Origin of the sequence: Leptotrichia buccalis C-1013-b (genome assembly GCF_000023905.1) — a bacterium.
Taxonomy (GTDB): Bacteria; Fusobacteriota; Fusobacteriia; order Fusobacteriales; family Leptotrichiaceae; genus Leptotrichia; species Leptotrichia buccalis.
Genome location: NC_013192.1, coordinates 971135 through 993657, shown reverse-complemented (window position 1 = coordinate 993657; position 22523 = coordinate 971135). Strand labels below are relative to the sequence as shown.

The following is a 22523-nucleotide window of genomic DNA, read 5'->3' as shown; positions in this document are numbered from 1 at the left end:
TTTTTATGAATTATTTACCAGTAAATTATAAGTTGAAAAATAAATATGAAATAAAACAGGTGATTGCAGAAAGTGATTTTTCAAATGTATATTTAACATTTAACAAGAAAAAAAGATATGTTATAAAAGAATGTTTTCCATCACAGCTAGTTATCAGGGGAGCGAATCAGGAAGTTTTTACTAAAAAATATGAGGATAGATTAAAGGAAGTAAAGGAAAGTTTTGACAGGGAAGCGGAAATATTGGCACATCTGCATAATGTACTTGATTCAAACTCTAAAAGTAGAATAATTGAATTGTTTGATTATTTTAAGGAAAATAAGACAGTTTATATTGTCGAGGAATATTTTAATTTTCCAACATTAAAACAGTATATACTTAATGAAGAAAATGTAAAAGGTGAAGATATAAAAAAAATATATTTTGATATTTTAGATATATTTATAAAAATTCATAACGAAAAAATAATTCATAGGGATGTAAAGCCTTCAAATATATTAATCAATAAGAAAAATAAAATAAAAATAATAGATTTTGGATCAAGCATATATTTTGATGAAAAAAATGGAACATATATAAAAGTAACAGACGGATACTCTCCCCTTGAAATGTACTCATTAAAAGCTGAAAATGATGAAAGAACGGATATATATAGCCTTTCGGCATTACTATATTTTATGATAACTAAAAAGAAACCAGATGAAGTATTAAAAAGATTCTATAATCCTGAATTGATTTTTGATGAAGATATAAGTGAGGATATAAGAAAATTTATTGAAAAGGGAATGGAAGTAGAGATAAAGGGCAGATTTAACAATGTTGTTGAAATGAAATCGGAATTTGAAAAATTAGATTTTAAGGACATTTAGAAATGTATGGAAGAAAAAATTTTTAAAGAGAAAGAAGTGATATGAAATGAATAATAATTTAAACAACCAAAAACCAGTGGAGTTTTTTTCGGCAGAAAGAATAAAAATAGAAATAGATGGACAGCAGATACTTTGGAGAGATATGAAACTGGAAATTGATTCAAGGATAGGGGAACATACAATTGGTAAAATAAAGTATATTGGTTCAGTAAACCAGTTAAGTTTATACGATGCCTTGATAGACAGAAAAGGGGATAAGGAGATAAAAATACTGGGAAGAAGTAATATTGCTGATAATACTGGAAATTCAACAGAAAAAATATTTCTAAATGGAGTAATAAAAGAACTTCAAATAAATGAAACTACAGCAGGAGCCTTGACAGTAGAAATTACAGCAATTTCAAAAAGTATTCTTTTGGATAGAATACCGAGATACCGTTCATTTCAAGATCCGACATTAACATATTCAGCGATAGCGGAGGAAATAAATGGGAATTACGGTACAAATGATGGAAAAATTGTAAATGTTGGTGAAGATATGCAGTTAGTACCAAGAATGACAATCCAGTATAATGAAACAGACTGGGAATATTTAAAAAGAATAGCATCGTATACAGGACAGCCAGTAATGGCATACTCAGATAAGGTATTTGTAGGATTTTTTAAGAATATGCCAACACAGACACCAAACTTAAAGTATTCTCAATTTGGGAAAAGAACAAAAGAAGAGAGAACATATTTTAAAATAACAGGGACAGAAGTTTATCCAGTAGCGACACCAATAAAATTAAAGACTAGAAACAGAGTGTCAGGAGAAGAAGTAGAAAACGATTACTATGTTCTTGAAAATAAAATTTATAATGAGGGAAACACATTAAAATGTGAATATATACTTGGAAAACAGACAGACTACTTTGTAGATCCAATACCGCATGAAAAGATAAGAGGAGCAGTAATAGAAGCAAGAACAGTGCATATTGCAAGAACAGATGAAAGCAAGAGCAATCACGGAAGAAGTGATAGAAGTTCGGATAATCTTGAGGGAAGAAAGATTGGAGCAAAACCACTTAATAAATATATAGAGAAAACTGAAAATAATCAGAATGAAAATACAAAAGAAAAAGTCAAGACAAAAGATATTGCAGTTATGACATTAAATTTAACAGAAGGACTTATAGATTTGGGAGAAAATGGGCAATCCTTTGAGGATAAGTATGCTGGGAAAAGTTATTTTCCATATGTAACACCATATAGCCAGACAAATACAGGATTTACACCAGCACCAGAAGTAAATGACAGAGTAGCACTTTATTTTCCAAACGGAAATGAGACAAAGGCTTTTGTAATAGGAGCTTTGAATAATGACGGGAATGGTAGATTTACTGATGTGGCTAATAGGAATTATCATGTTGGAGATTCGGACTTTAATATGGTGCTTGCGACTAATAGTTTGTCAACGACGGCGGCAGAAAGTATATCACAGAGTGCGAGTAGTATATCGGAAAGTGCGGATAGTATTTCAGAGAGTGCTGGGAATATAAGTAATAATGCAAAAAGTTATACAGAAATAGTAGAAGGAAGTAAAACTCTTGTAGCTGGAAATATTTCTCAAACTTCACAAGGAAATACAAGCATACAGTCAAATGGAGATACAGAAGTAAATTCTAACGGCTTTTCAGTAGTAAATGGCGGAAGTAATGTACTGATTAATGGATAGGAGGGCTTATGGAGAATACGATTTATATGGATAAATATAAATTTGAACTAAAAAAAGGATTTAAAGATAGATTTAATCGAATAAATAATAAACTTTTTGAATATAATTCAGAAGTATATTTAACAAATTTAAAAAATAGCAGTGAAAAAAATGGTAACTTTGAATTATTTCATCTTTTGGAAGAAAATATAGAAGTTAAAAGAAATAATATGAATATAGAACCTCCCGATGTGTTTATGTTTGAAATATTTAGTTCATTAATACTTTATTTAGATACAGAAAGTTTTTATTGTAAGGCAATAAATAAAGATAATATTTTGTATAGATTTGGAATTATAGAGGAAGCCTGTAAAAATAGGTATCGTTTAAAACAAGAACTTAAAGAAATCAGAGAAGTTTTAGAAAAGGAAGATGATACCCAATTTTTTGCAGGAATAAATGAATCTGCATTAATAAAATGTTTATTTGGGAATCCATATTTTAAAAATGAAGAATTTTCAAGGGCAGAAAAAGGATTTTACTTGAACGGGTTTATAAATAATCTTAGTATTCCTGTAAAGATAAAAGAAAAAATAGAAAATGGGAATATTGAAATTATTGGTGAAATAGATGAAGAAAAAATAGGTAAGTTAGATTTTATTCAAAAAATAAAAAGTGAGTATGATTCAGATGTAAAAAACTATGAATTTTCTTATTTGTTAAATTTAAAAAAAGAAAATAAAAAAATTAAAAGAATTGAAATTTTTATAAATTTGAAAATAGGGAATCGATATGAAATTTTTGAAATGAATAAAATAGGAGATGTGGTATAATGATAATTAAAAAAAAGGAATTAATGAAATTTATTTTATTCTGTGGAATTTTTTTTTCAATGTGTTTTTATAATTTTCATTTACATTTGAAAAGATATAAAGAAAATGAAGAAAAAAATGAACAGAAAGATATACAAAAGACAAAAAAGATTAACATAAATGGCGATGTTATGAAAAAAATTGAAGAAGAATTAGCTAAGATTAATGATAATATGAATGAAAATGATTTAACAACAATGTTGTCAATAGCTAAAATGAATTATGATAAAAATCCAGAAATTGGAATTATGTATTTTGAAAAATTAGCAAAATATAAGCCTGAAGCATTAAGATATTTAGCAGATTATTATTATGGAATTAAAGATTACCCTAATTATGAAAAATGGGAAAAATTAGCGATAGAAAAAACACAAAATCCTGATGAAATATATAATTTTGCATTATATTTTGATGAAAAGCAAAATTATGGTGAAGCCAAAAAATATTATCTTATGGCAGTAGAAAAGAACCAAAAATCTGCTAAACACAACCTTGCTCTTTTATATGGAAAAATGGGTGAATATGATAAAGCGACAAAATTATTTCAAGAGCTTGGTTTTAAAGATGGAAATGGTAAGTATTATACAGGTTTGTACTACAAAACTAAAAAAAATTATAAAAAATCAGAAGCAATATTTAATGAATTGATAAAAGAAGGAAATCCAGATGGTTATTTTGGATTATATCTTTTATATGAAGCAAAAGGCGGATTAAAAAATAAAGAAAAATCTTTTCAATTTTTAAAAAAAGGGGCTGAAATGGGGGAAGTAAAATCGGCATATACATTGGGGCTTCATTATTCTAGTCTTGAAGGACATAATAATACATATAAATATTATCACGAGCTTGCTGTAAAATACTATCTTATAGCTGCTAATAAAGGACATAAAAGTTCTATGTTTAATTTAGGATTGGCATATGAAGTTTTAGAGAATAAAGAAAATGCAATGAAATGGTATAAAAAAGCTTCAGAAGTAGGAGATAAAGAGGCATTGAAAGAGTTAAAAAGATTAGAAAGGGAGAAATAATATTAATGGCTAGAGAGAAGTATCAAGGAATGTATGATTCAAGTATGTCAGGTTTAGAGAGAAGCCGAAGACAAACAGCTGAAGCAATAAAAGAAGCAGAAGCTAGAAAAAAAGAAGAAGCAGAAAAAGATAAAATAAACAGAGATGCTGTTAATAATCAAATTGCTGAATTAGGTAGAGTTCCTGTTGCGAAAGGAGATGAAAGTACTATTATTTGTGATGGGGCAACTATGAAATGTAGTATGGGGATATTTGGTTCAATGGTGCAGGATATATCAAGTAAGATAGTTTTAATGAAACCTGATTTTTCAGCAACCAATGAGGATGAAGTTAATGATATGATTACTTTTAAAGTTCCTAAAGCAAAAGTTTATTTGATGGGAATTGATGCGGCTGGAACAACTGTTGATTTAAAACCAGAAAATTTTGAAATAAAACCAGGACTTAATTGTGCTGCTAATTGTGGAAAGCCTTGTGAATTAAAAAATCATATATTGGGATGGGTAAATTTTTCAGATGATGTAATTATAGATGGTGCTAATGTTTTGATAAAAGGCTCAAGACTGGTTTGTGGAATATTTCCAGATGCCAAGATTACATTTACAGATAATGGACAAGATCCTGAAATAGAAGAAGCGAAATGGGATAAAATTTTTTCTCCTTTTGGTTGGAATCCAGCTGGAAAAAAAGTTGTAAAATCTATTTATCCAACTTTTTCTATTGGAAGTGGAATTATTGAAATAATAGATGGCAATGTAGTTGCTGGAGGTTATTCTGTATTTTCTGGTGGAAGGGATTTGGTTAATATTTGGACAGGAGAAGATATATTATTGAATATGGGTAAAGGAACAATCAGTCTAGGTTCAAAAGTTCTTGGAAAAAATGTAAGCAAAGAAAATCTAAATTACTGGTCAAATGTAGTTGTAGGAACAAATGACTTTTTGATAGCACCTGTAATGAATTATAAAGATTCGGTCAAATTTAATTATAGTAATTTAGAAGAAGATATAAAATTAATTAATGAAAATAGCAAAATACATATTAAACTGAAAAATAACAATATAAAAAATCCCAAATTACCAGATTATACTATAGAAATAAACGCAGATGTAAAAAAGGAGATTGTTGGTTTTAATTTAGAGCCAAAAAAGACTTCAAAAACACTTGTGAATTCTCAAATTGAAAAAAAAATTGGTAAAATAAATTCTGAAGATTATAATTTTATGGTAAATATAGAATATGCTAAAAATCCCTTTTTAACGAGGGTAAAAAATCCAAATTATAAAAGAGAAGAAAAAAAATAAGGATGGCAATAGATAATGAAAATAAATAATTATATCTACACTGATTCAGAAATAATAAAAAATAATGAAGATATATTGAATACAAATGAAAGTACAGGATATTATGAAATATCTTTAAAAGATGATAATTCATTATTGATTTTAAAAAAAGTTGATGAGAAAACAGAGGAAAATATTCCAGATAATAATTTTAATATTTCTTTTTATAATAAACTTAAAGAATATTTTAATCCATTGGAAATAATACTGGAAGATAAAAAGTTTTATGTAGTAAATAAAGATGTTTTTTTAAAAAAGTTAAATGAGAAAACTTTTGATTATTTCAGAAAATATCCAGCTAAAATTGAAGCTATTAATAAAATACTTTTTGCAATGAAAGAAAGTTTAAAATATGAAAATCTTGAACAGGAAATGGAAGAAACCAGTATATTTCCTTACCTATTTAAAATAGATGAAATAAAAGATATTGGAAATAAGACAATTGAATCTAAAACTCCTGAAATTTATTCAGGTTACAACATACCTACACTAAAGACTTACATTACTAAAAAAGTCCATAGAAAGAAAATAAAAATTAATTTTGAAGAAAGGTTAGATGAAAGCAAAAGTTCACCTGAACAGATTAAAAGCGGATTTAAACAAATATTGGAACTTCCTGAAACAGAACCATTTGATTTTGATTTTTTTATAAAGGGATACTATATTTATAATACGGAAACAGAAACTGTTGAAAAGATAGAAGTGGATAAGGAAATTAAATTTTATAACTTAACTACTTCGACTAAAAGAGTGCTGGAACTTGAAGGATTTGATGAAAATGAGAAAGATGAGGGAAGAGCGTATGATGAGGCAGTTGGAGAATTGTTTGAATATTTGGATAAATTGGTACACAAAAAGGAAATTGATAGATATGAATTTGAAAATTTTGTGGATGGGATAGTATTTTCAGAAAAGCCTAAAATTTTTAAGACGTTAAAATGGTATATAGAAACGAATAAGATAGAATTCTTGGAACTTATCGAAGGGGAAAGAGATAGGATATATATTTCAGAAAAAGAGGTTTTGAAGGTTTTTGAGGAAATTTTTGATATGTAGTTTTAATTTAAATTAAGGGGTTCAGGATAGAATGAGAGAAATTTTGTTATAAAAACTGAATTGATGAAGAAAGGGAAAAATGAAAATGAGATTATTTTATGAAGACGAATTGAGAAGAAAGTCGTATAACGAGATGTACCAGATTGCTGTAGAGGAAAAACTTGTGGATATATATTTGGAGAATCCTACTAGGGAGGAATTGATAAATATTCTGTTAAAATTTAGAGGGGCAAGGCCAGATTACAGTATTAATAAATATAATGAAAATGGGCTTCCTATGGTTCAGGCTCTGTTTGATGATAAATTAAGTGTTAGAATTCACCACGAAAACGAGATAAAGATACCACACAAGATAATTTTGTATAAAGATTTGAATTTGACGAGGGAAGATAACTATAAGATAATTATTCCTGATAAAATTGGGAATGCAAATGTATTTTTGGTAAATGCAAATAATTATGTTTGTGGAATATTTAATCTTGAGAAGGATCTTGAAAAAAATGATGAATATTATTTGACATGCAAGACAGAGTTTTTAAGGGTAGAAAAGTTAAGAAATAATAAATTTTCATTTCTATTCTTCAAGTCATCTGATTTAAAGCATATCTATAAATTTTACAATACAAAAAAAGATGATGCTTTACCAACCTATCCTTATAAATTAAACTATTATAAAATCGATGTTGAAAATTTTGAAGTGAGGGAGCTAGAGGAAACAAGTACAGTTTTATGTATAGATTTTGGAACTTCTAACACTGCTCTTGGGGCATATCTGGATACCAATTATGTAAGGGATTTGCCGACAAATGATATACTGAATGGAAATATAAAAATAAACGAAATAAATTATGTAAAATTTAATGACGGAGAAAGAAGATACAGGGAAATATTGCCGACAATAGCCTATGTTGATGATTGCAGTGATGAGAATAATATAAAATATTCTTTTGGCTATGATGTGGTTAAAAAACTTGAAATGAATGACTACATTGTAAACGGCTCTCTTTTTTACGGATTAAAGAAATGGGTGCATGATCATGATGAAGTGGAGAAAATAAATGATGAATTTGGAAATATAAGATTTGTAGAAAGAAAAGAAATTATAAAGGCATATTTGAAATATATCGTAAAAAGAGCCGAATATATGTTTAAGTGTAAATTTAAAAAAATACATGCTTCCAGTCCAGTAAGGTTAAAGGAGCAGTTTTTGAATATGTTTCAGGAAATATTTTCTATTGATGTGAAGGATGGAAAAGTAACCAGCAAGAAATATGAATATGAAATAATAACAGACAATGCTATGGATGAAGCGATAGCTGTGCTGTATAACACAATAGAAAATCAGATAAAAAAAGGAAGATATATACAAGGCGAAGAATACAGTGCATTAATTATAGACTGTGGAGGAGGAACAACGGATCTTGCGGCTTGTAAATATGTGATTGAAAATGGAAAAATTTCGTATAAACTTGATATAAAGACAAGTTTTGAAAATGGGGATGAAAATTTTGGAGGAAATAATTTGACATACCGATTAATGCAATATTTGAAAGTTGTACTTGCGGAGAAATATTCAGAAAATAATGAAATATCGGTTAATGACTTGATTCCATATGATAATGATATGATTTATAAAGTTATAGATGAATACGGAATAGAAAAAATATTTGAAAATTTAGATAAGGAATATGAAAAAAGTGAAAAGATAATTCCTACAAAATATTCAAAATTTGAAAATAAAATGAGTGAATCATATAGAAAAATAAAGAATAATTTTTATATGCTGTGGGAAGCCGCTGAAAATATGAAAAAAGAATTTTTTACATCTGACGGAAGATTGAGAACAAGATTTGACATTCCTAAAATTATGGAAAAAGAAAAAGATTTACATATAACAGAATTGAAAACATGGAATATTCATATAATGGAAAATGATAAATTTAAAACGATAAATAAATTTCCTGATGAAATTTTTACTATAAAGGAAATAGAAAAGATATTAAAATCAGATATTTATTCAATGCTTAGAAAATTCTTGAATACCTATTACAAGGAAGGTATGCTATTTGAATATTCATTAATCAAGTTAAGTGGACAATCTACAAAAATAAGTACATTTCAGGAAGTTCTAAAGGAATTTGTACCTGGAAAAATGATAGAGTATAAGGAACTTAGCCACAGGGATTGATTATGAATTAAAATTAAATTGTCTTGACGGAGCAATAAAGTACTTGGATTATAAGAGATTTGGACATATGGATGTAAATATAGAAAATGAAGTGCCGTTAGTACCGTATTCTGTGTATGCTGAAAAATATAATGGAGAAAAAGTTGAAATGTTAAAAACTTCAAGAAAAGCTAATATACTTGTAAGCTATATAGATAAGTCCAGTTCCGCAATGGAGTTAAAATTATATGTTCACAATGCAGAAGACGAGCTGAAAAAAGAGGTGATTTATAAAAATATTGATGAATATGAAGAAAAGGATGCGGAAGAAATATTGCCAAGTTATGCAGGTATATTCACTCAGAATGAAACAGATAATATTGAAAACAATGTAGTGAGATTTTTCATATATACTGATATGAACAATTGGGGATTTTATGTAGTGCCAGTGCAAAGACACGGAGATCAGCTATATTTGGGGAAAAAACAATACTTCCCTTATGAAGATAATCTTAATGAAATTTCATATTTTGACGGAGAACATTAATAACTATATTTTATAAATTATAGATTGTATAATATATTGCGACAAATTTAAAAAGAGAGAAAAAATTCAAAAAAATTATATTTTTTGAATTAATAGTTAAAAAAAAAAAGGAGAAGACTTTGATAATAAATAAAAAAGATAATATAATCTGGTTATTACCTTGTATTTTAATTTTTGTAATTTTATTAATGGTTGGAATGTGTACTCCGAGAATAAATGAAAAATATATGGCAGATACTACCAAAAGAGAAACTTTAGAGATATTTACGAAAATGAAAGGTAAAGTTGAAGCTAAAGATTTTGTGTCCATAGGACTAGATGTTCAGCTGCAAGTTGATGATGTTTTTTTTAAGGAAGGTGCTAGGATAAAAAAGGGGGATATTTTAGTTAAATTCAGTGATTACAAAGAAAGAGATTTAAATTCAAAAATGCAGGAGCTTAAACAAAATCTAGCTGTCAAAAATTCGCAACTAAGATTTTTGAAAAATCAATATGGTGAAGGAGCAGATACTACAAATGATATAAACAACCTTACTGGAGAAATTAAAGCATTGGAAGGAGAATTGATAAAACTAAACAATGAAAGCGGATTAGTACGAAGAGCTATAATAAGCCAATTGATGGCTATATTGTAAAAATAAATGCTTTAAAAGGACAATATGCTAATTCGTTAACTCCAGTAGTAGTTTTAGCAAAAATACAGGATGTTAAGATTGTTAGTGAACCTGTAAGAGAGAATCAGCTACAATATGTTAATGTAGGAAATACAGCAAGTATTAGTGTAATAAACAATAATAATTCCTATGAAGCTATTTTGTATAAAATAAATGATACAGGTATAGAAAACTTGAAAACACTGGAGTTTTTAACTTCAGACTTTAAAAATTTAAGTTTAAATCAGGAAGTAAATATAAGACTGATTCATAAGAAGAAGGAAAATGTAATAACTGTACCAATAAATGCTGTAGTTAAACGAAAATCTAAAAATGGAAAAACTGATAAATATTATATTTATTTGATAGATAAAAATAATAAAGTTACTGAAAAAGAAGTTCTAGTTGGTATGAATAATGGAGAGAAAATAGAAATTTCTGGTGAAAATATAAAAGAGGGAATGGAAATAGTAGTAAATCCCAATGATAAGATAAAAAATAATGTAATTGTAAAAAGGATAGACTATAAGCAAATAAAGATAAATAAAGAAAAAGAGCTTGAAAAATTACAAAGGGAAAACGAACAAAAGAAAAAAGATATAGAGAAAAATGAAGCTGAAATAATAAGGTTGAAAAGAAATGAAAAATAGTATTCTAAAAATATCGGCATATTCGATTGTCTTAGTTTTATTTGTATTTTTTAATGGAAATTCAGTTAATCCGATGGATTTTGAATATAGGTAAATAAAAAATAATTTGAAATTATTCACCTGTATTCTTTTGATAGAAAACAACCTATACTATCTCCCATTTAAATAACGAATGTTTAATAAATTTTGAATTGTGTACTATTTTATGATGGGATTTAGTATTAGTAGATTATTTTGTTTAATAACAGTTTTTACTATTTTTATTATTTTTTTCTTTATTTTTGCAGGATTGCTTATTACCGCAAATCCTGCAGCTATGGCTAGATTTCAATTTTATTTGTTTAATTAAATGGAATAACAAGTGGAGAAGCGAATATTTTTGCACAAGCAGTAGATGAAATGATGGGACATCAATATGGAAATTTACAACAAAGAATTAACTCATCTGAAAATACTTTAGACAAAGAATTTAATCATTTACGAAAATCTTCAAAACAGAATAATAAAATAAAAATATTTAGAATAAGAGCTGAATATAATTCCAATACTGCTAGAATATATATAAGTAATGCTTACGGAGTAGGCGATGTTAATGAAAATGAAAAAATCAAGATGGATAGCTCAAGCAGATGATATGCAGGAGTTATAACAAACAGATTCAAATTTAAAGATATTGGAATTCTAAAGAAAATCAAACAATGCTTAAAGCCGGAGTGTTCAAAACAATGTCAAAAAAGTAGATTATAATGGAGCATTACAATGGACAATTGGTGGAGATGGATTTGCTAACGACATGAAACGTAGATACTTAGTTGTAGATGAAATATTCCAGGTTAAGTTTGATTATCATTCATATGGTGCAGCAATTAAAAATGAATTAGGATATGATATAAGAATGAGCAAAAGAATACATCTAAGACCACATGGAAACTTAAAAATGGAATATGGAAGATTTAATAACAGGGGAGAAATACGTCTGGAAGTAAAAGGAAATGATTATTTCTCAATAAAACCAGAAATCTGGAAGTATAAACAACAAAACAAAAGTAAAAGTAAAAGGTACACAAGGTAGCTGGTTTGATATAAGAGGTGAAAAAGAAGATAGAGATGGAAATGGTAAATTTGACTTGAATGTCAGAATTGATAATACAAGATTTGGAGTAACAGTAAATGCTGGATATGAAACTAAAGGTAAAAATGTTAAAGGTGGAGTTGGATTAAGAGTAATTTTCTAACCAATTTTTTAAAAATTAAAGTTTTATTCTAGAAATAAATTATTTTTTTAAATTTTAAATACTATTTAATTTAAATAGAGTATGTATGAAAGTTCAAAATATTATTTTCGGATATGTTCTAATTTCAATATTATTAAAAACTATAAGAAACATTTTAGTTATGAAAAACTATATAAAAAAACAAATAAGGATTTTAATGATTCTCCATAATACAAAAGATATTTATGTTTTATGTGAACATTACAAAATTTATATATTATACGGTAATTTTGATTTAAAAGGTGCTTTTTTCATTGATGAAAACAATACAAGTTTCATTTTTTTAAGAAAAGGGTTATCTCCCCAAGAAGAAATTAATATTCTGATACATGAATTTGGACATTTTATGTTACACAAGCAATATTTATTAAACCGGAGAAGCTGATAAATATCATAATTTAATGGAAAAAGAGGCTAAATTATTTGTAAGATATTTTAAAAATTACAAATTAAAAAAATAAATATAAATACAGAAAAAGAAGAGTTTAAACAAATTTAAGAGAGAAAAAAGCAAAAAATCATTCGAGTCTATTTTGGGGAAATAAAAAAAAATACTTATAATGTATATAAAAAATATAATGGAGAATAGAATTATGGAGTACAGTGAAAGAAGTAAATTTTTAAGTATTATACGAATAAATTGCTATTATATAGAAGAAATACTTGAAAATCGAGATCCTGTAACACTTTTTATAAGACCAAGAAGATTTGGAAAAACTTTAAATATATCAATGCTTAAATATTTTTTTGATGTTGAAAATAATAAACATGAGAACAGAAAACTTTTTAAAAATTTAAAAATATCTAAAACTGAAAAAGAGAGGAGTTCAAAGGATAGAGACATAAAGAATATCTTGAAACTTGAGATAGCATTTTATGATTGTCAGTAAATAAAAATAAAGAAATAACATAGATTCTGAATTTTTAGATAAAAATTAGGGCGTGTCTGAAAACTATCAAAATGATGAATTTTTAATAAATTTTTCCAAAATCAAAAATAATAAATACTGATTTTATCGTGATTTGTATAATTTATAAAATCAAAAAAACATTAAATATAACATAGATTTTGAGTTTTCAGACACAGCCTAATAAAAAAGTGAAATTTGGGAGTAAAAAGTAAAAATAATATAATTAATATTGGAGACAATTTGGGGACAATATAAATTTTAAAAATCCATTTTACATAAAATATTATATTATAATTTGAAATAAATGCTGAAAAATAAGGTGTTTATATTATAATAACTCTCATATCACTTTACAAGAATTGGAGATCATGCTAGAAATCTTGTTGAAAAAATGATTGAAAATAACATTAAATAATTATTTTTAAAAATTACACAAAATTGTCAACAAAATTATTATTTATTTAAGGAATTATTTCTAAAATTAGAGATAGTTCTTTTTTATTTATTTTTATAATATTAATACTAATACTAAACCCAATTTAAATCACGAATTTATTAAAAAATTTACACATATTTTTAATAAATTCAAATATATTTCCTAAATCTCTTCTAAATTAAAAAACAGCAAGACTCATATAGAATCTCACTGTTTCCTATTTTTAAATATTTTCTGAACTGTCAAATTAATAAACAGCTCTGAAACCTATTCCACCTCGAGTATTTTTCCCTTTCGTATCATATCCAATATTAGCAGTTACTCCAAATCTTGTATTATCAACTCCAATATTCAAGTCAAACTTACCGCTTCCTTTTCTGTCATCCTTTTCACCTCTTATTCCAAACCAGTCGGCACTTGTATATCTCACTCTTGCCTTGTTGTTATTTTCTCCAACTTTTCCTAATTCATTTTCATAAGCTGCTGTCAATCCTACCGATAAATTTGTTCTTACTGCCAATGGCTGAACATATCTGAATTCCATTCCAACTTCAGGTTTAACTGAAAAGTAGTCGTTTCCTTTTACTTCTAGACGCATTTCCCCTCTGTCTTCTTTTATGTTGTTAAATCTTCCGTATTCCATCTTTAATGCTCCATAAGGACGTAAATGTGTTCTCTGGCTCAATCTTATATCATATCCAAGTTCATTCTTTATCGCAGCACCATAAGAATAATAATCCGATTTGGCCTGAAATATCTCATCGACAACTAGATATCTACGTTTCATATCATTAATCCCAGCAAACATATCTCCTGAAACTGTCCATCTCAATGAACCGTTATAATCTCCGGAAGGCGACATTGTCTTAAATATTCCGGCTTTTAATATTGTCTGATTTTCTCTTGAATTTCCAATATCTTTGAACCTAAATCTGTTTGTTACAGCTCCTGCATACCATCCACTAGAATTTCCAAGTTTAACGGTATCGTTTTCGTGAACATATGCCACTCCATAAGCATTACTTGTATAATTGATAACTCCTGCAGTATCTGAATTATACTCATCTCTCATGCCAAATACTTTTATTTTGCTGTTCTGTTTAGATGGCTTTCTCCAGTCTTTTCTAAGATGATTGAATTCCTTGTCCAGAAGGTTTCCTGTTGCATTAATTCTTTGTTGCAGATTTCCATACTGATGTCCCATCATTTCATCAAATGCTTGATATAATAGTATTTCCTCATTGTTTCCGATTGAATTTAATTTTTGATAGATTTGGTTTTCTCTTGTTCCCAGAGCTTTTATACCGTATCTTTGTTCCAATCCATCAGCAAAATTATACGTATCTGTAACTTTTGTTGGAGTTACCTTACTATTTGTAGCCCAGTTTGTATACGAAGCCTTAGCCATATAGAGATTTGTGATTTCTCCTGTATCAGGATCAAGAGTCGGTGTAGCCATCCAAGTTAATGCTCCTGAATAGACATTCCATTTTGAAACTCCACCATAAACAATTGTTCTATTGTATGTATCCAAAATATTTCTGTCATTTATTTGAATATATTTGCTTGATGTATTTTCTGCCGCTTCTACTCCTATTATTAAATCAGCTTCACTTGTCAATGCTCCCAAGTTGTCAATTGACCGTGTGTAATTTTTGCTTGAAGTATCAACATAAAGTCCTATACTTGAAGCTGATACTGTTATTGGGTTTTCTGCTGTAGTTGTGACTAATGTAGGTTGAACTTCACCTTTTCCAGCTACTATAATTTTAGCTGTTGGTGATCCTGCAGGTGCGTCAATTATTACATCACCCATAGGTTTTGATGTGGCATTTTTAGTCATATCATATTCTTCCACTGCACCTTTTCCAGCAACATTTATAGTACCTCTGTTTATTATCGTTCCACCTTTTAGATATACTCCAACTCCTGATCTTGAATCAATATCTATTGTATTGTTGTTTTCAAGCGTTGAATTCTTACTTAGTACAACTCCAGTAACTCCTGACAAACCACTTGTTCCAGTTTTTATTATTCCATTATTTATAGCCTTTGCACCTTCTTCAACGTAAATACCTATTGTACTATTGGCATTCAAAATAATATCATGATTATTTGTAACAGTTGTTCCTTCTCCAACACCATACATTCCAATACTGTATTTTCCATTTACATTGATCGTTCCGTTGTTCTCAATATTTCCAGTAGTTGCAGGCGTACTTGAATCTCCTATATATCCAGCGGCCATTGCAACACTGAATACCTTGTTAATTGGATCAGAGGCTCCAACAGATATTGTACCACTATTTCTAGCAAGTCCATTATTTACAGAATAAACTCCAACGTTTCCAATTCCTGTATTAAAATCAATGTTCGCACTATTTTCAATTGTCCCAGCAGCATAAATACCATAATTATTTCCACTCGTACCTACTGCTGTCAAATTTGTATTATTTCTAATTACTCCAGTATTATCATTTGAATATGCATAAACTGAATCATTCTTCAGTGTCACATCTGAAATATTGCTTTCAATTGTATTCCCTGTTCCAACATTTACAAATCCGAACGAAGTATCCTCTATGTCAAATGCTGTTCCTGTATTCGTAATCTGCTGTCCGCTCCCAACTGTATACACTCCAACAGCTTCATTTTTTCCAACCTTAATTGTCCCTGAATTTAAGTCAACAGTTCCTCCTTTAGAGTACATTGCGACAGATCCATCGCCTACAGTTATGTTTTTATTGTTCACTTCTTCAAATCCATATATTCCAACGGCATTTTTTCCAATTGTTATATCTCCATTATTTATAAGCGGATTTGTACCAGTTCCAGTTGCATTTGTATACATTGCCACATTAGGGTCAGCAAGCGAAGCAGAATCTCCAAATGTGATTACTTTGCTGTTTACTGTGTCGTATGAAATATTATTTTTTGCGACTTTTGCATACATTCCGACATTCTTATCTTTTGTACTTGTAATTGTCCCCGCATTTTCAAATACTGGCGCAACAGTTATATTTCCAGGTTCGTATGTCATTCCAACTCCTTCTTCGTCATCAAGAGTTATTGTACCTACATTTTGAAGCCCTGTTTCTGTATCGTATATTGTTACGGCACTTGTTACTGGATCTGTAAATACGTCTGAATAGAACATTCCTGTCGATTTATTTCCTACCGAGATATTTCCTTTGTTATAAATCTCTGTATTTCTCAATCCATATAGCCCTGTCGAGCTTTTTGCTATCTTTATGATACCTGCAGTATCATTTACAACAATGGCATTTTTCCCATAAATTGCAGCTGAGTTTTTACCAGACAAATCTATAGTTCCTTTATTTATAAGTGTTACTGTAGATTTTGGTGTAGCCAGATCTGAGTTTTCCTGCGCAATACCAATTTGCCCATCTTGAGTTCCTGTTATCGTGCTATTGTTAGTTATGCTTGAGTTTGAGATTTCAAGCAGATTGTAGTCATCGCTTGGATTATCCAGATTTACTGCCTGATCTACATTCAAATGACTTTGATAAAGCATAAATCTTCTATAATCGTTGCTTCCTCCTACTGTCGGCTTTTCTGTTGAGGCAAGACCGCTAAACAAATTTGAAACTGACGTATTTGACAAATTCATATTAACTTTTTGAGTCAGGAACAGTCTTGAATCAGCCTGCATATTTAATGTCAAGTTGCCAAGCGTACTTGTTGTACCGTCTCCATAGTTAGTTCTTGCCCAAGTTGCAACGTTCCCAGGTGTCAATGCCGTATAAGAAGCGATATTTCCTAATGTCCCTCCACCAGTATAGTAGAATGCAGTACCACGGGTAGTAGCTTTAGTTCCACCTTCAATAGTAGCGGTCATAGGCCCGTTTATAAGTACTTTTCCTCCAGGAGTATAGAACAGAAGTGATCCCTTGTCAGTACCAGTTCCTGTTACAACTGTGCTTGAGCCACCATTATTTCCAACAGAGATAGTTCCTCCATTATCAGCAAAGAAGTTTACTGCTCCATTGTATGCTTTTATATCAGCCTTGTCAATTTGAAGATTTCCAGCTGAATATATTCCTACAGAACCTTCATCTGTAACATCGGCATCTACATTCATTTTTCCACCAGTCAGATTTGCCCCTGCCAATGCAACAACTCCTGCAGTTCCTCTTCCATCAGTTCCAGTTGTAGCTTTTGAAGATCCCGAAGCGCCTGACACGGTAACGCTTCCGCCATTAGCAGTTACAGTAGAATTTTTACCTGCAACAAATCCGTAAGCTCCATCACCTGTTACAGTCGTATCCCCTTCGTATGTCAGTCCACCTTTATTTACAAATACACCATTAGCATTATCTCCTGTTACATCTATGCTTACACCTGAATCAATGCTGCTTCCTGTACCTTGATCGATATAGTATCCAGTAGTCTTATCTCCCTTTACAGTAATATCTCCACCTGCACCAAGACTAATTTTTGAACTTGCATTTGCATAAGCACCAATTGTTGAATCTCCTTCAGTAGTTATCGCTCCTGTATTTATGATTTCTCCATTTTTCCCGTTTTCACTGTCTGCAAACAGCCCAATTCCGTCTTTTCCGTCAATTGAATTAGCTGAATCTCCAATCTTGATAGTTCCGCTGTTTGTAACTTTTCCAGGTTTTGCTATAATTCCTATACTGTATTTTTTGTTTGCAGCGTCAGATTCTCCCAGTTCAATATTTCCACTGTTTATTATGTTTCCATCTTCTGTAGAATAAATACCTACATTCCCTTTACCTTTAGTAAATTCTATTTTCCCGCTGTTAGTTACAGTTCCTGTAGCATAAATACCGTAGTTTTCTCCATCAGTTGCAGTACTTAGCATTTCCATATCTGTTGAGTTTATGATATTTCCGTTTTTATCACTTGAGTAAATAAATTTACCTTTGTTTCCTAATGTAGCCTTTCCACCACTTATTGTAAATGTATTTCCTGTTGATCCCGAATTTCTATTAACAAATCCGTAAGACCCATCTCCAATTTCATATTCATAGTTAGTGGCTGTAACAGTCTGACCATCTCCTACAATAAGAACTCCTCTTGCATCTTTCCCAACTTTTATCTTTTTAGTTCCAGACGCAACCATATTGACATCTCCGCCTTGTGAATAAATGGCAACTCCACCATCTCCGACTGTAATATCTCCGCTGGTATCCAGCTCCCATCCATACATTCCGATTCCATATTTTCCAAGTTCAATCGTTCCTGCATTTTCCAATGGATTCGTTCCTGCTGCAGTTGCATTCGTATACATTCCTATATTAGCATCACTTATGGAATTTGCTCCATCTCCAAGAATTTTTATATCTCCTGAGTTTTTAGCTGTTAGTTTGTTACTGTTACTATTAGCTTCTGAATACATTCCAACTCTTTTTACAGATGTCGCTGGAGTTGCTCCACCTAATTCAGTTCCACTAATCTCCGCTCCAGATTTATTTTCCATTGTTACATCTTGCGTCAAAGTTCCTGCCTTGTAGTACATTCCGATTCCGCTGTCTCCAACAATAGCAATTTTACCTGCATTTTCAAGATTCTTTTCAGTATAATCTTCAGCAAAAAGTCCTACAGATTTTTCTCCAATCTGGATATCTCCATCATTTATAATCTCTGTATCACCTTTTCCTGTATTCTTTCCAAAGATTGCGGCAGATCCTTCTTTTTTCATTGTGATAGTTGCACCCGAATGATTTTTTATAGTACCATCACTTGCATACATCGCAACCGAATTTTTTCCGCCTAGTTCAATAGTTTTCTTATTTTCCAGAGTTACCCACTTATTAGTACCGCCATCATTTTCTTGTGCCATAAGTTTTACACCATCATTATCTGTCTGTATAGCTGTATCATTAATAATTGATGAACTGGATAATGCTATTTTTTTGTAATCATTATAAGTCTTTGGAGAATCAAGAGTCAATTTACTTCTGTACAACAAAAATTCTTTATGCCCAGTACCATTTATAGTCATACCATATCCCGAAAGATCCAAATTAGATAAATTAGCTTGTGCATACGAAGCAACTACCAAGTTCGAGTCTGCACTCATATTTGCAGTCAAGTTATTCAGTCCCGAATATCCAGTAGTAAGTTCTGTAGCAATGTTTACAGGATACGAAACTGTCGTTGGAACTGGAGATGTTGTTATATAAAATCCTGATCCGCCTGTGGCAACATTAAGTTCTGTAGCACCATCAAATATTATCTTTTTACTTCCCGTTCTCATAAATCCAAGTGAATCAGCTCCTACATTTACTGTAGTCTTTTTATTGTTTTTGCTTAAATGAATATCCCCACCATTAGAATAAACATTTACGGCACCTCCAGAACTTGTAATTGCTACATCACCTGCATTAATTGTACCGCCGCTTTCTGCATAAAGTCCGAGTCCTGATTTTCCTTTTACTGTAATCGTTGTTGCATTGCTTGGTGAAGCTGTCGAAATATTTACAGTTCCATTCCCCATCGCAATTGCACCTGCAACCTCATCTCCTTCCACAGCAATAGTTCCACCATTATTGTTAATAGTTCCTGAGTTATCAGCTACAATACCTTTTACTTTTTTAGCCTTCATAGTTATATTTCCAGTATTAGTAGTTGCACCTGTCCCTTTTGAGTATATTCCAATTGATTCTTCCCCAGAGCTTTTTGTGGTTTCAATTTTTGCGGCAGTTACTAAATCTTGTGCAGATTCATTAACAATCCCAACATTTTCTTTTCCATTAACTTTTAAATTAACATTTGTTCCAAAATTAGCCTTACTGGCCTTATTGTATATCAAAACATTTTTCTTGCCTTCTGAATCTAATGTTGAAGCGCTTGTGAACTTAAACTCATCATCTGTTGCTGTACCTGCGTATTCAAGGTATATTCCCACATTTTCATCTCCAGGCATTTGCATATTAAGTTTTGAAGTAGAGACATCTGCCCAGCCTTTAAAATATGTTCCTATATTTTTAGTTCCCGAAATTTTAGTTTTATCTCCAGCAGCAAGCTCAATCTTAGCCTTCCAGTATTTCCAGCTGTCATTTATAAATATTCCTGTATTCTGAGTCCCGCCTATATCTAACGTTCCTGTACTTATTATTTCCCAACCGTTACTATTACCTGCATTAGTTCCACCTGCAGAACCACCTGCTGGAACTCCTTTTCCACCCCAGCTTCCACCAATAGCTCCTATAGTAGTCGGCATATCTATATATGCAAACGTATTTTTAGAACTGTTCAGCTTTATTGTTCCGCCATTTCTGAAAATATTGTCTTTATGTCTGCTTCTTGCATTTTCATTCAATGCTACCCATACAATATTCTCAGTACCTCCCATATCAATAGTTCCATTATTTGTAAATTCAGCATTTAAATTTCCATTATGAAATTGAGAAGTATATACAACAGATTTATTACCCGTTGTATTAATTGTTGTTCCACTTCCTAGGACAAATGCAGATACTACGCTGCTATTATGGGCATCCGTGTGAAATAGCCATGCATCATAATTAGCACCTCCCGATCTGTTAAAGGTTATAGTTGTATTGTCTATATTTGAAGTATAATCTCCAGTATTTTTTATAAGCGCATGTCCAGTAAATCCTGTTACGCTATGAGTTCCACTAAAACTCCAGCTTCCACCCATTGAACCTGATCCAGTCAAATTTCCATTTATAGTAATACCTGAATCCGTGTAGCTAACTGTTCCCGAACTCATACTTACCTGACCCATAAGTGCAACTGCCGCCCTGTCACTTGGAGCATAATATGAAGCCCCTTTTGTATAAGTCCATGTCCCAGGACCTCCACCTAACATATATGATTCATCTCCATTACCTGTTGCTGTAAAATTTAGCGTTGGCAAAGAATTTGGAGTTGGAATACTTACATTTACTGTTGGTGAAGCCGGTGTAAACGAAAGTGGCGTTGGCAACGTAATACTAGGCAGCGTCGGAGGTGTTACTGTCAACGAGCTTATTGTAACTTGTGCAGGTTCCACTTGTGGCGCTGCTGGCGCTGTTACGCTTATATTAGGCGCGTTAAAAATTATTGTTTCTGGCTGTGCAGGTGTTGCAGGTGTTTTATCCGCAATTGTTATTGCCCCTTTCAGCACTTGTTTCGGTCTTATCGCCACACTTACGTTAAATCCTACTGTTGGCTCTAAAAGAGGTTTTACTCCCACAAGTCCGTATGAGTCTGAAACAAGTCCCATTCTTTGTGAGCTTGAAGCAGCGTTTTTTCTTGATCCAAGTGGCATTTCTTCATATTTGTCACTTAATGGATTTACAGCTCTCTCATATCTGTCTCCTCTTTCAAAAACTCCTTCATAAGGATATTTTTTCTCTTTATCCCCTCTGCCCTTATAAGTTCCATGCCAGTCATTGTAGAAATAATTTTCCCCATATTGCCAGCTGTTCCAAGGCGATTTTACAACATGATCTCCCTGTTCCATTAATTGGATCAGTTCTAAATTTTTACTTCTTATTGATTTATTATTTTCAGCCTTAACTTTTTTAAAATTTTTCTTCATATCCTTTATAGATGTAGAAATTACACGTTTCTGACTTTCTATGCTGGATTCTTCTTCTGATAGCGCCGCAAACAAATTATTTGCAGTAAAAAGCATTCCTGACATTAAAAATGCAATTAATGCCGATTCTGTATACTTGAAATTTTTTGTTCTTTTTGCAAACGCACGTAAATCCTGCGATATTTTCCTAAGATTATTTGTCATTTAAATATTTCTCCTTTGATAGTATGTTCTATATTTTTTAACTACACTTTATTTTCTATAATTTTTCTAATATTAAATCAATTAAATCCAATAATTATAATATTTTTCTATTATTTTTATCTGTATTTTATTTGATATTCCTGAAAAATATTTGTTTTTTATAAAAAATAGGTAAAGTCTTAAAAAAATTTGTACCTTATAATTTTATCAAATTTAAAAAATTTGTCAATAGTATTTTTATAATAATTTCAAATTTGAAGTATATTTATTTTAAATTA

13 protein-coding genes and 1 pseudogene are annotated in these 22523 nt (G+C 30.4%); 13 read left to right on the top strand and 1 reads right to left on the bottom strand.

Going from position 1 to position 22523, the window contains the following annotated elements:
- The first annotated feature begins 5 nt into the window (after window positions 1–5).
- From LEBU_RS04520 to LEBU_RS04465, 13 genes and pseudogenes are all read left to right on the top strand, one after another.
- Window positions 6–869 (top strand): protein kinase domain-containing protein, encoded by an 864-nt coding sequence (locus LEBU_RS04520; protein WP_015769149.1) that lies wholly within the window; start codon window positions 6–8, stop codon window positions 867–869.
- Between the two features lie 46 nt (window positions 870–915).
- The gene (locus LEBU_RS04515) at window positions 916–2586 is read left to right on the top strand and encodes a hypothetical protein (RefSeq protein WP_015769148.1); all 1671 of its coding nucleotides are present in this window, start codon (window positions 916–918) and stop codon (window positions 2584–2586) included.
- An 8-nt stretch (window positions 2587–2594) separates the two neighbouring features.
- A complete protein-coding gene (locus tag LEBU_RS04510; protein WP_015769147.1) occupies window positions 2595–3398 on the top strand; it encodes a hypothetical protein in 804 nt (267 codons plus the stop codon).
- Complete coding sequence (locus LEBU_RS04505; protein ID WP_015769146.1) at window positions 3398–4465, top strand: SEL1-like repeat protein; 1068 nt, start codon at window positions 3398–3400, stop codon at window positions 4463–4465. The genes LEBU_RS04510 and LEBU_RS04505 overlap by 1 nt, the downstream gene beginning before the upstream one ends.
- A gap of 5 nt (window positions 4466–4470) precedes the next feature.
- Window positions 4471–5769 (top strand): PAAR-like protein, encoded by a 1299-nt coding sequence (locus LEBU_RS04500; RefSeq protein ID WP_015769145.1) that lies wholly within the window; start codon window positions 4471–4473, stop codon window positions 5767–5769.
- Window positions 5770–5784: 15 nt separating this feature from the next.
- Window positions 5785–6864: a hypothetical protein gene (locus LEBU_RS04495; RefSeq protein ID WP_015769144.1), complete on the top strand. Its 1080-nt coding sequence runs from the start codon at window positions 5785–5787 to the stop codon at window positions 6862–6864.
- A gap of 85 nt (window positions 6865–6949) precedes the next feature.
- Window positions 6950–9578: pseudogene (locus LEBU_RS04490) on the top strand (acetate and sugar kinases/Hsc70/actin family protein).
- A 119-nt stretch (window positions 9579–9697) separates the two neighbouring features.
- Window positions 9698–10213, top strand: coding sequence for an HlyD family secretion protein (locus tag LEBU_RS12160; RefSeq protein WP_238974513.1), 516 nt, complete (start codon window positions 9698–9700; stop codon window positions 10211–10213).
- A 179-nt stretch (window positions 10214–10392) separates the two neighbouring features.
- Entirely contained in the window at window positions 10393–10881 is a 489-nt protein-coding gene (locus LEBU_RS12155) for a permuted SH3 domain-containing protein (RefSeq protein WP_238974512.1), read from the top strand.
- A gap of 399 nt (window positions 10882–11280) precedes the next feature.
- Window positions 11281–11514 carry a hypothetical protein gene (locus LEBU_RS12150; RefSeq protein ID WP_238974511.1) on the top strand — a complete coding sequence of 78 codons (234 nt, stop codon included), beginning with the start codon at window positions 11281–11283 and terminating at the stop codon, window positions 11512–11514.
- 160 nt (window positions 11515–11674) lie between these two features.
- Window positions 11675–11953 (top strand): autotransporter domain-containing protein, encoded by a 279-nt coding sequence (locus LEBU_RS12145; protein ID WP_041760534.1) that lies wholly within the window; start codon window positions 11675–11677, stop codon window positions 11951–11953.
- Between the two features lie 248 nt (window positions 11954–12201).
- Entirely contained in the window at window positions 12202–12540 is a 339-nt protein-coding gene (locus LEBU_RS12430; RefSeq protein WP_041760531.1) for an ImmA/IrrE family metallo-endopeptidase, read from the top strand.
- A gap of 208 nt (window positions 12541–12748) precedes the next feature.
- Complete coding sequence (locus tag LEBU_RS04465; RefSeq protein WP_015769143.1) at window positions 12749–13045, top strand: AAA family ATPase; 297 nt, start codon at window positions 12749–12751, stop codon at window positions 13043–13045.
- 704 nt (window positions 13046–13749) lie between these two features.
- On the opposite strand, the gene LEBU_RS04460 is transcribed toward LEBU_RS04465, so the two are convergent.
- Window positions 13750–22245, bottom strand: a complete 8496-nt coding sequence (locus LEBU_RS04460) for an autotransporter-associated N-terminal domain-containing protein (protein ID WP_015769142.1) — start codon at window positions 22243–22245, stop codon at window positions 13750–13752.
- Window positions 22246–22523: the final 278 nt, after the last annotated feature.

Coding starts and splice junctions, on each gene's coding strand:
- LEBU_RS04520 (WP_015769149.1), top strand. CDS start 6: ATGAATTATTTACCAGTAAATTATAAGTTGAAAAATAAATATGAAATA.
- LEBU_RS04515 (WP_015769148.1), top strand. CDS start 916: ATGAATAATAATTTAAACAACCAAAAACCAGTGGAGTTTTTTTCGGCA.
- LEBU_RS04510 (WP_015769147.1), top strand. CDS start 2,595: ATGGAGAATACGATTTATATGGATAAATATAAATTTGAACTAAAAAAA.
- LEBU_RS04505 (WP_015769146.1), top strand. CDS start 3,398: ATGATAATTAAAAAAAAGGAATTAATGAAATTTATTTTATTCTGTGGA.
- LEBU_RS04500 (WP_015769145.1), top strand. CDS start 4,471: ATGGCTAGAGAGAAGTATCAAGGAATGTATGATTCAAGTATGTCAGGT.
- LEBU_RS04495 (WP_015769144.1), top strand. CDS start 5,785: ATGAAAATAAATAATTATATCTACACTGATTCAGAAATAATAAAAAAT.
- LEBU_RS12150 (WP_238974511.1), top strand. CDS start 11,281: ATGATGGGACATCAATATGGAAATTTACAACAAAGAATTAACTCATCT.
- LEBU_RS12145 (WP_041760534.1), top strand. CDS start 11,675: ATGAAACGTAGATACTTAGTTGTAGATGAAATATTCCAGGTTAAGTTT.
- LEBU_RS12430 (WP_041760531.1), top strand. CDS start 12,202: ATGAAAGTTCAAAATATTATTTTCGGATATGTTCTAATTTCAATATTA.
- LEBU_RS04465 (WP_015769143.1), top strand. CDS start 12,749: ATGGAGTACAGTGAAAGAAGTAAATTTTTAAGTATTATACGAATAAAT.
- LEBU_RS04460 (WP_015769142.1), bottom strand. CDS start 22,245: ATGACAAATAATCTTAGGAAAATATCGCAGGATTTACGTGCGTTTGCA.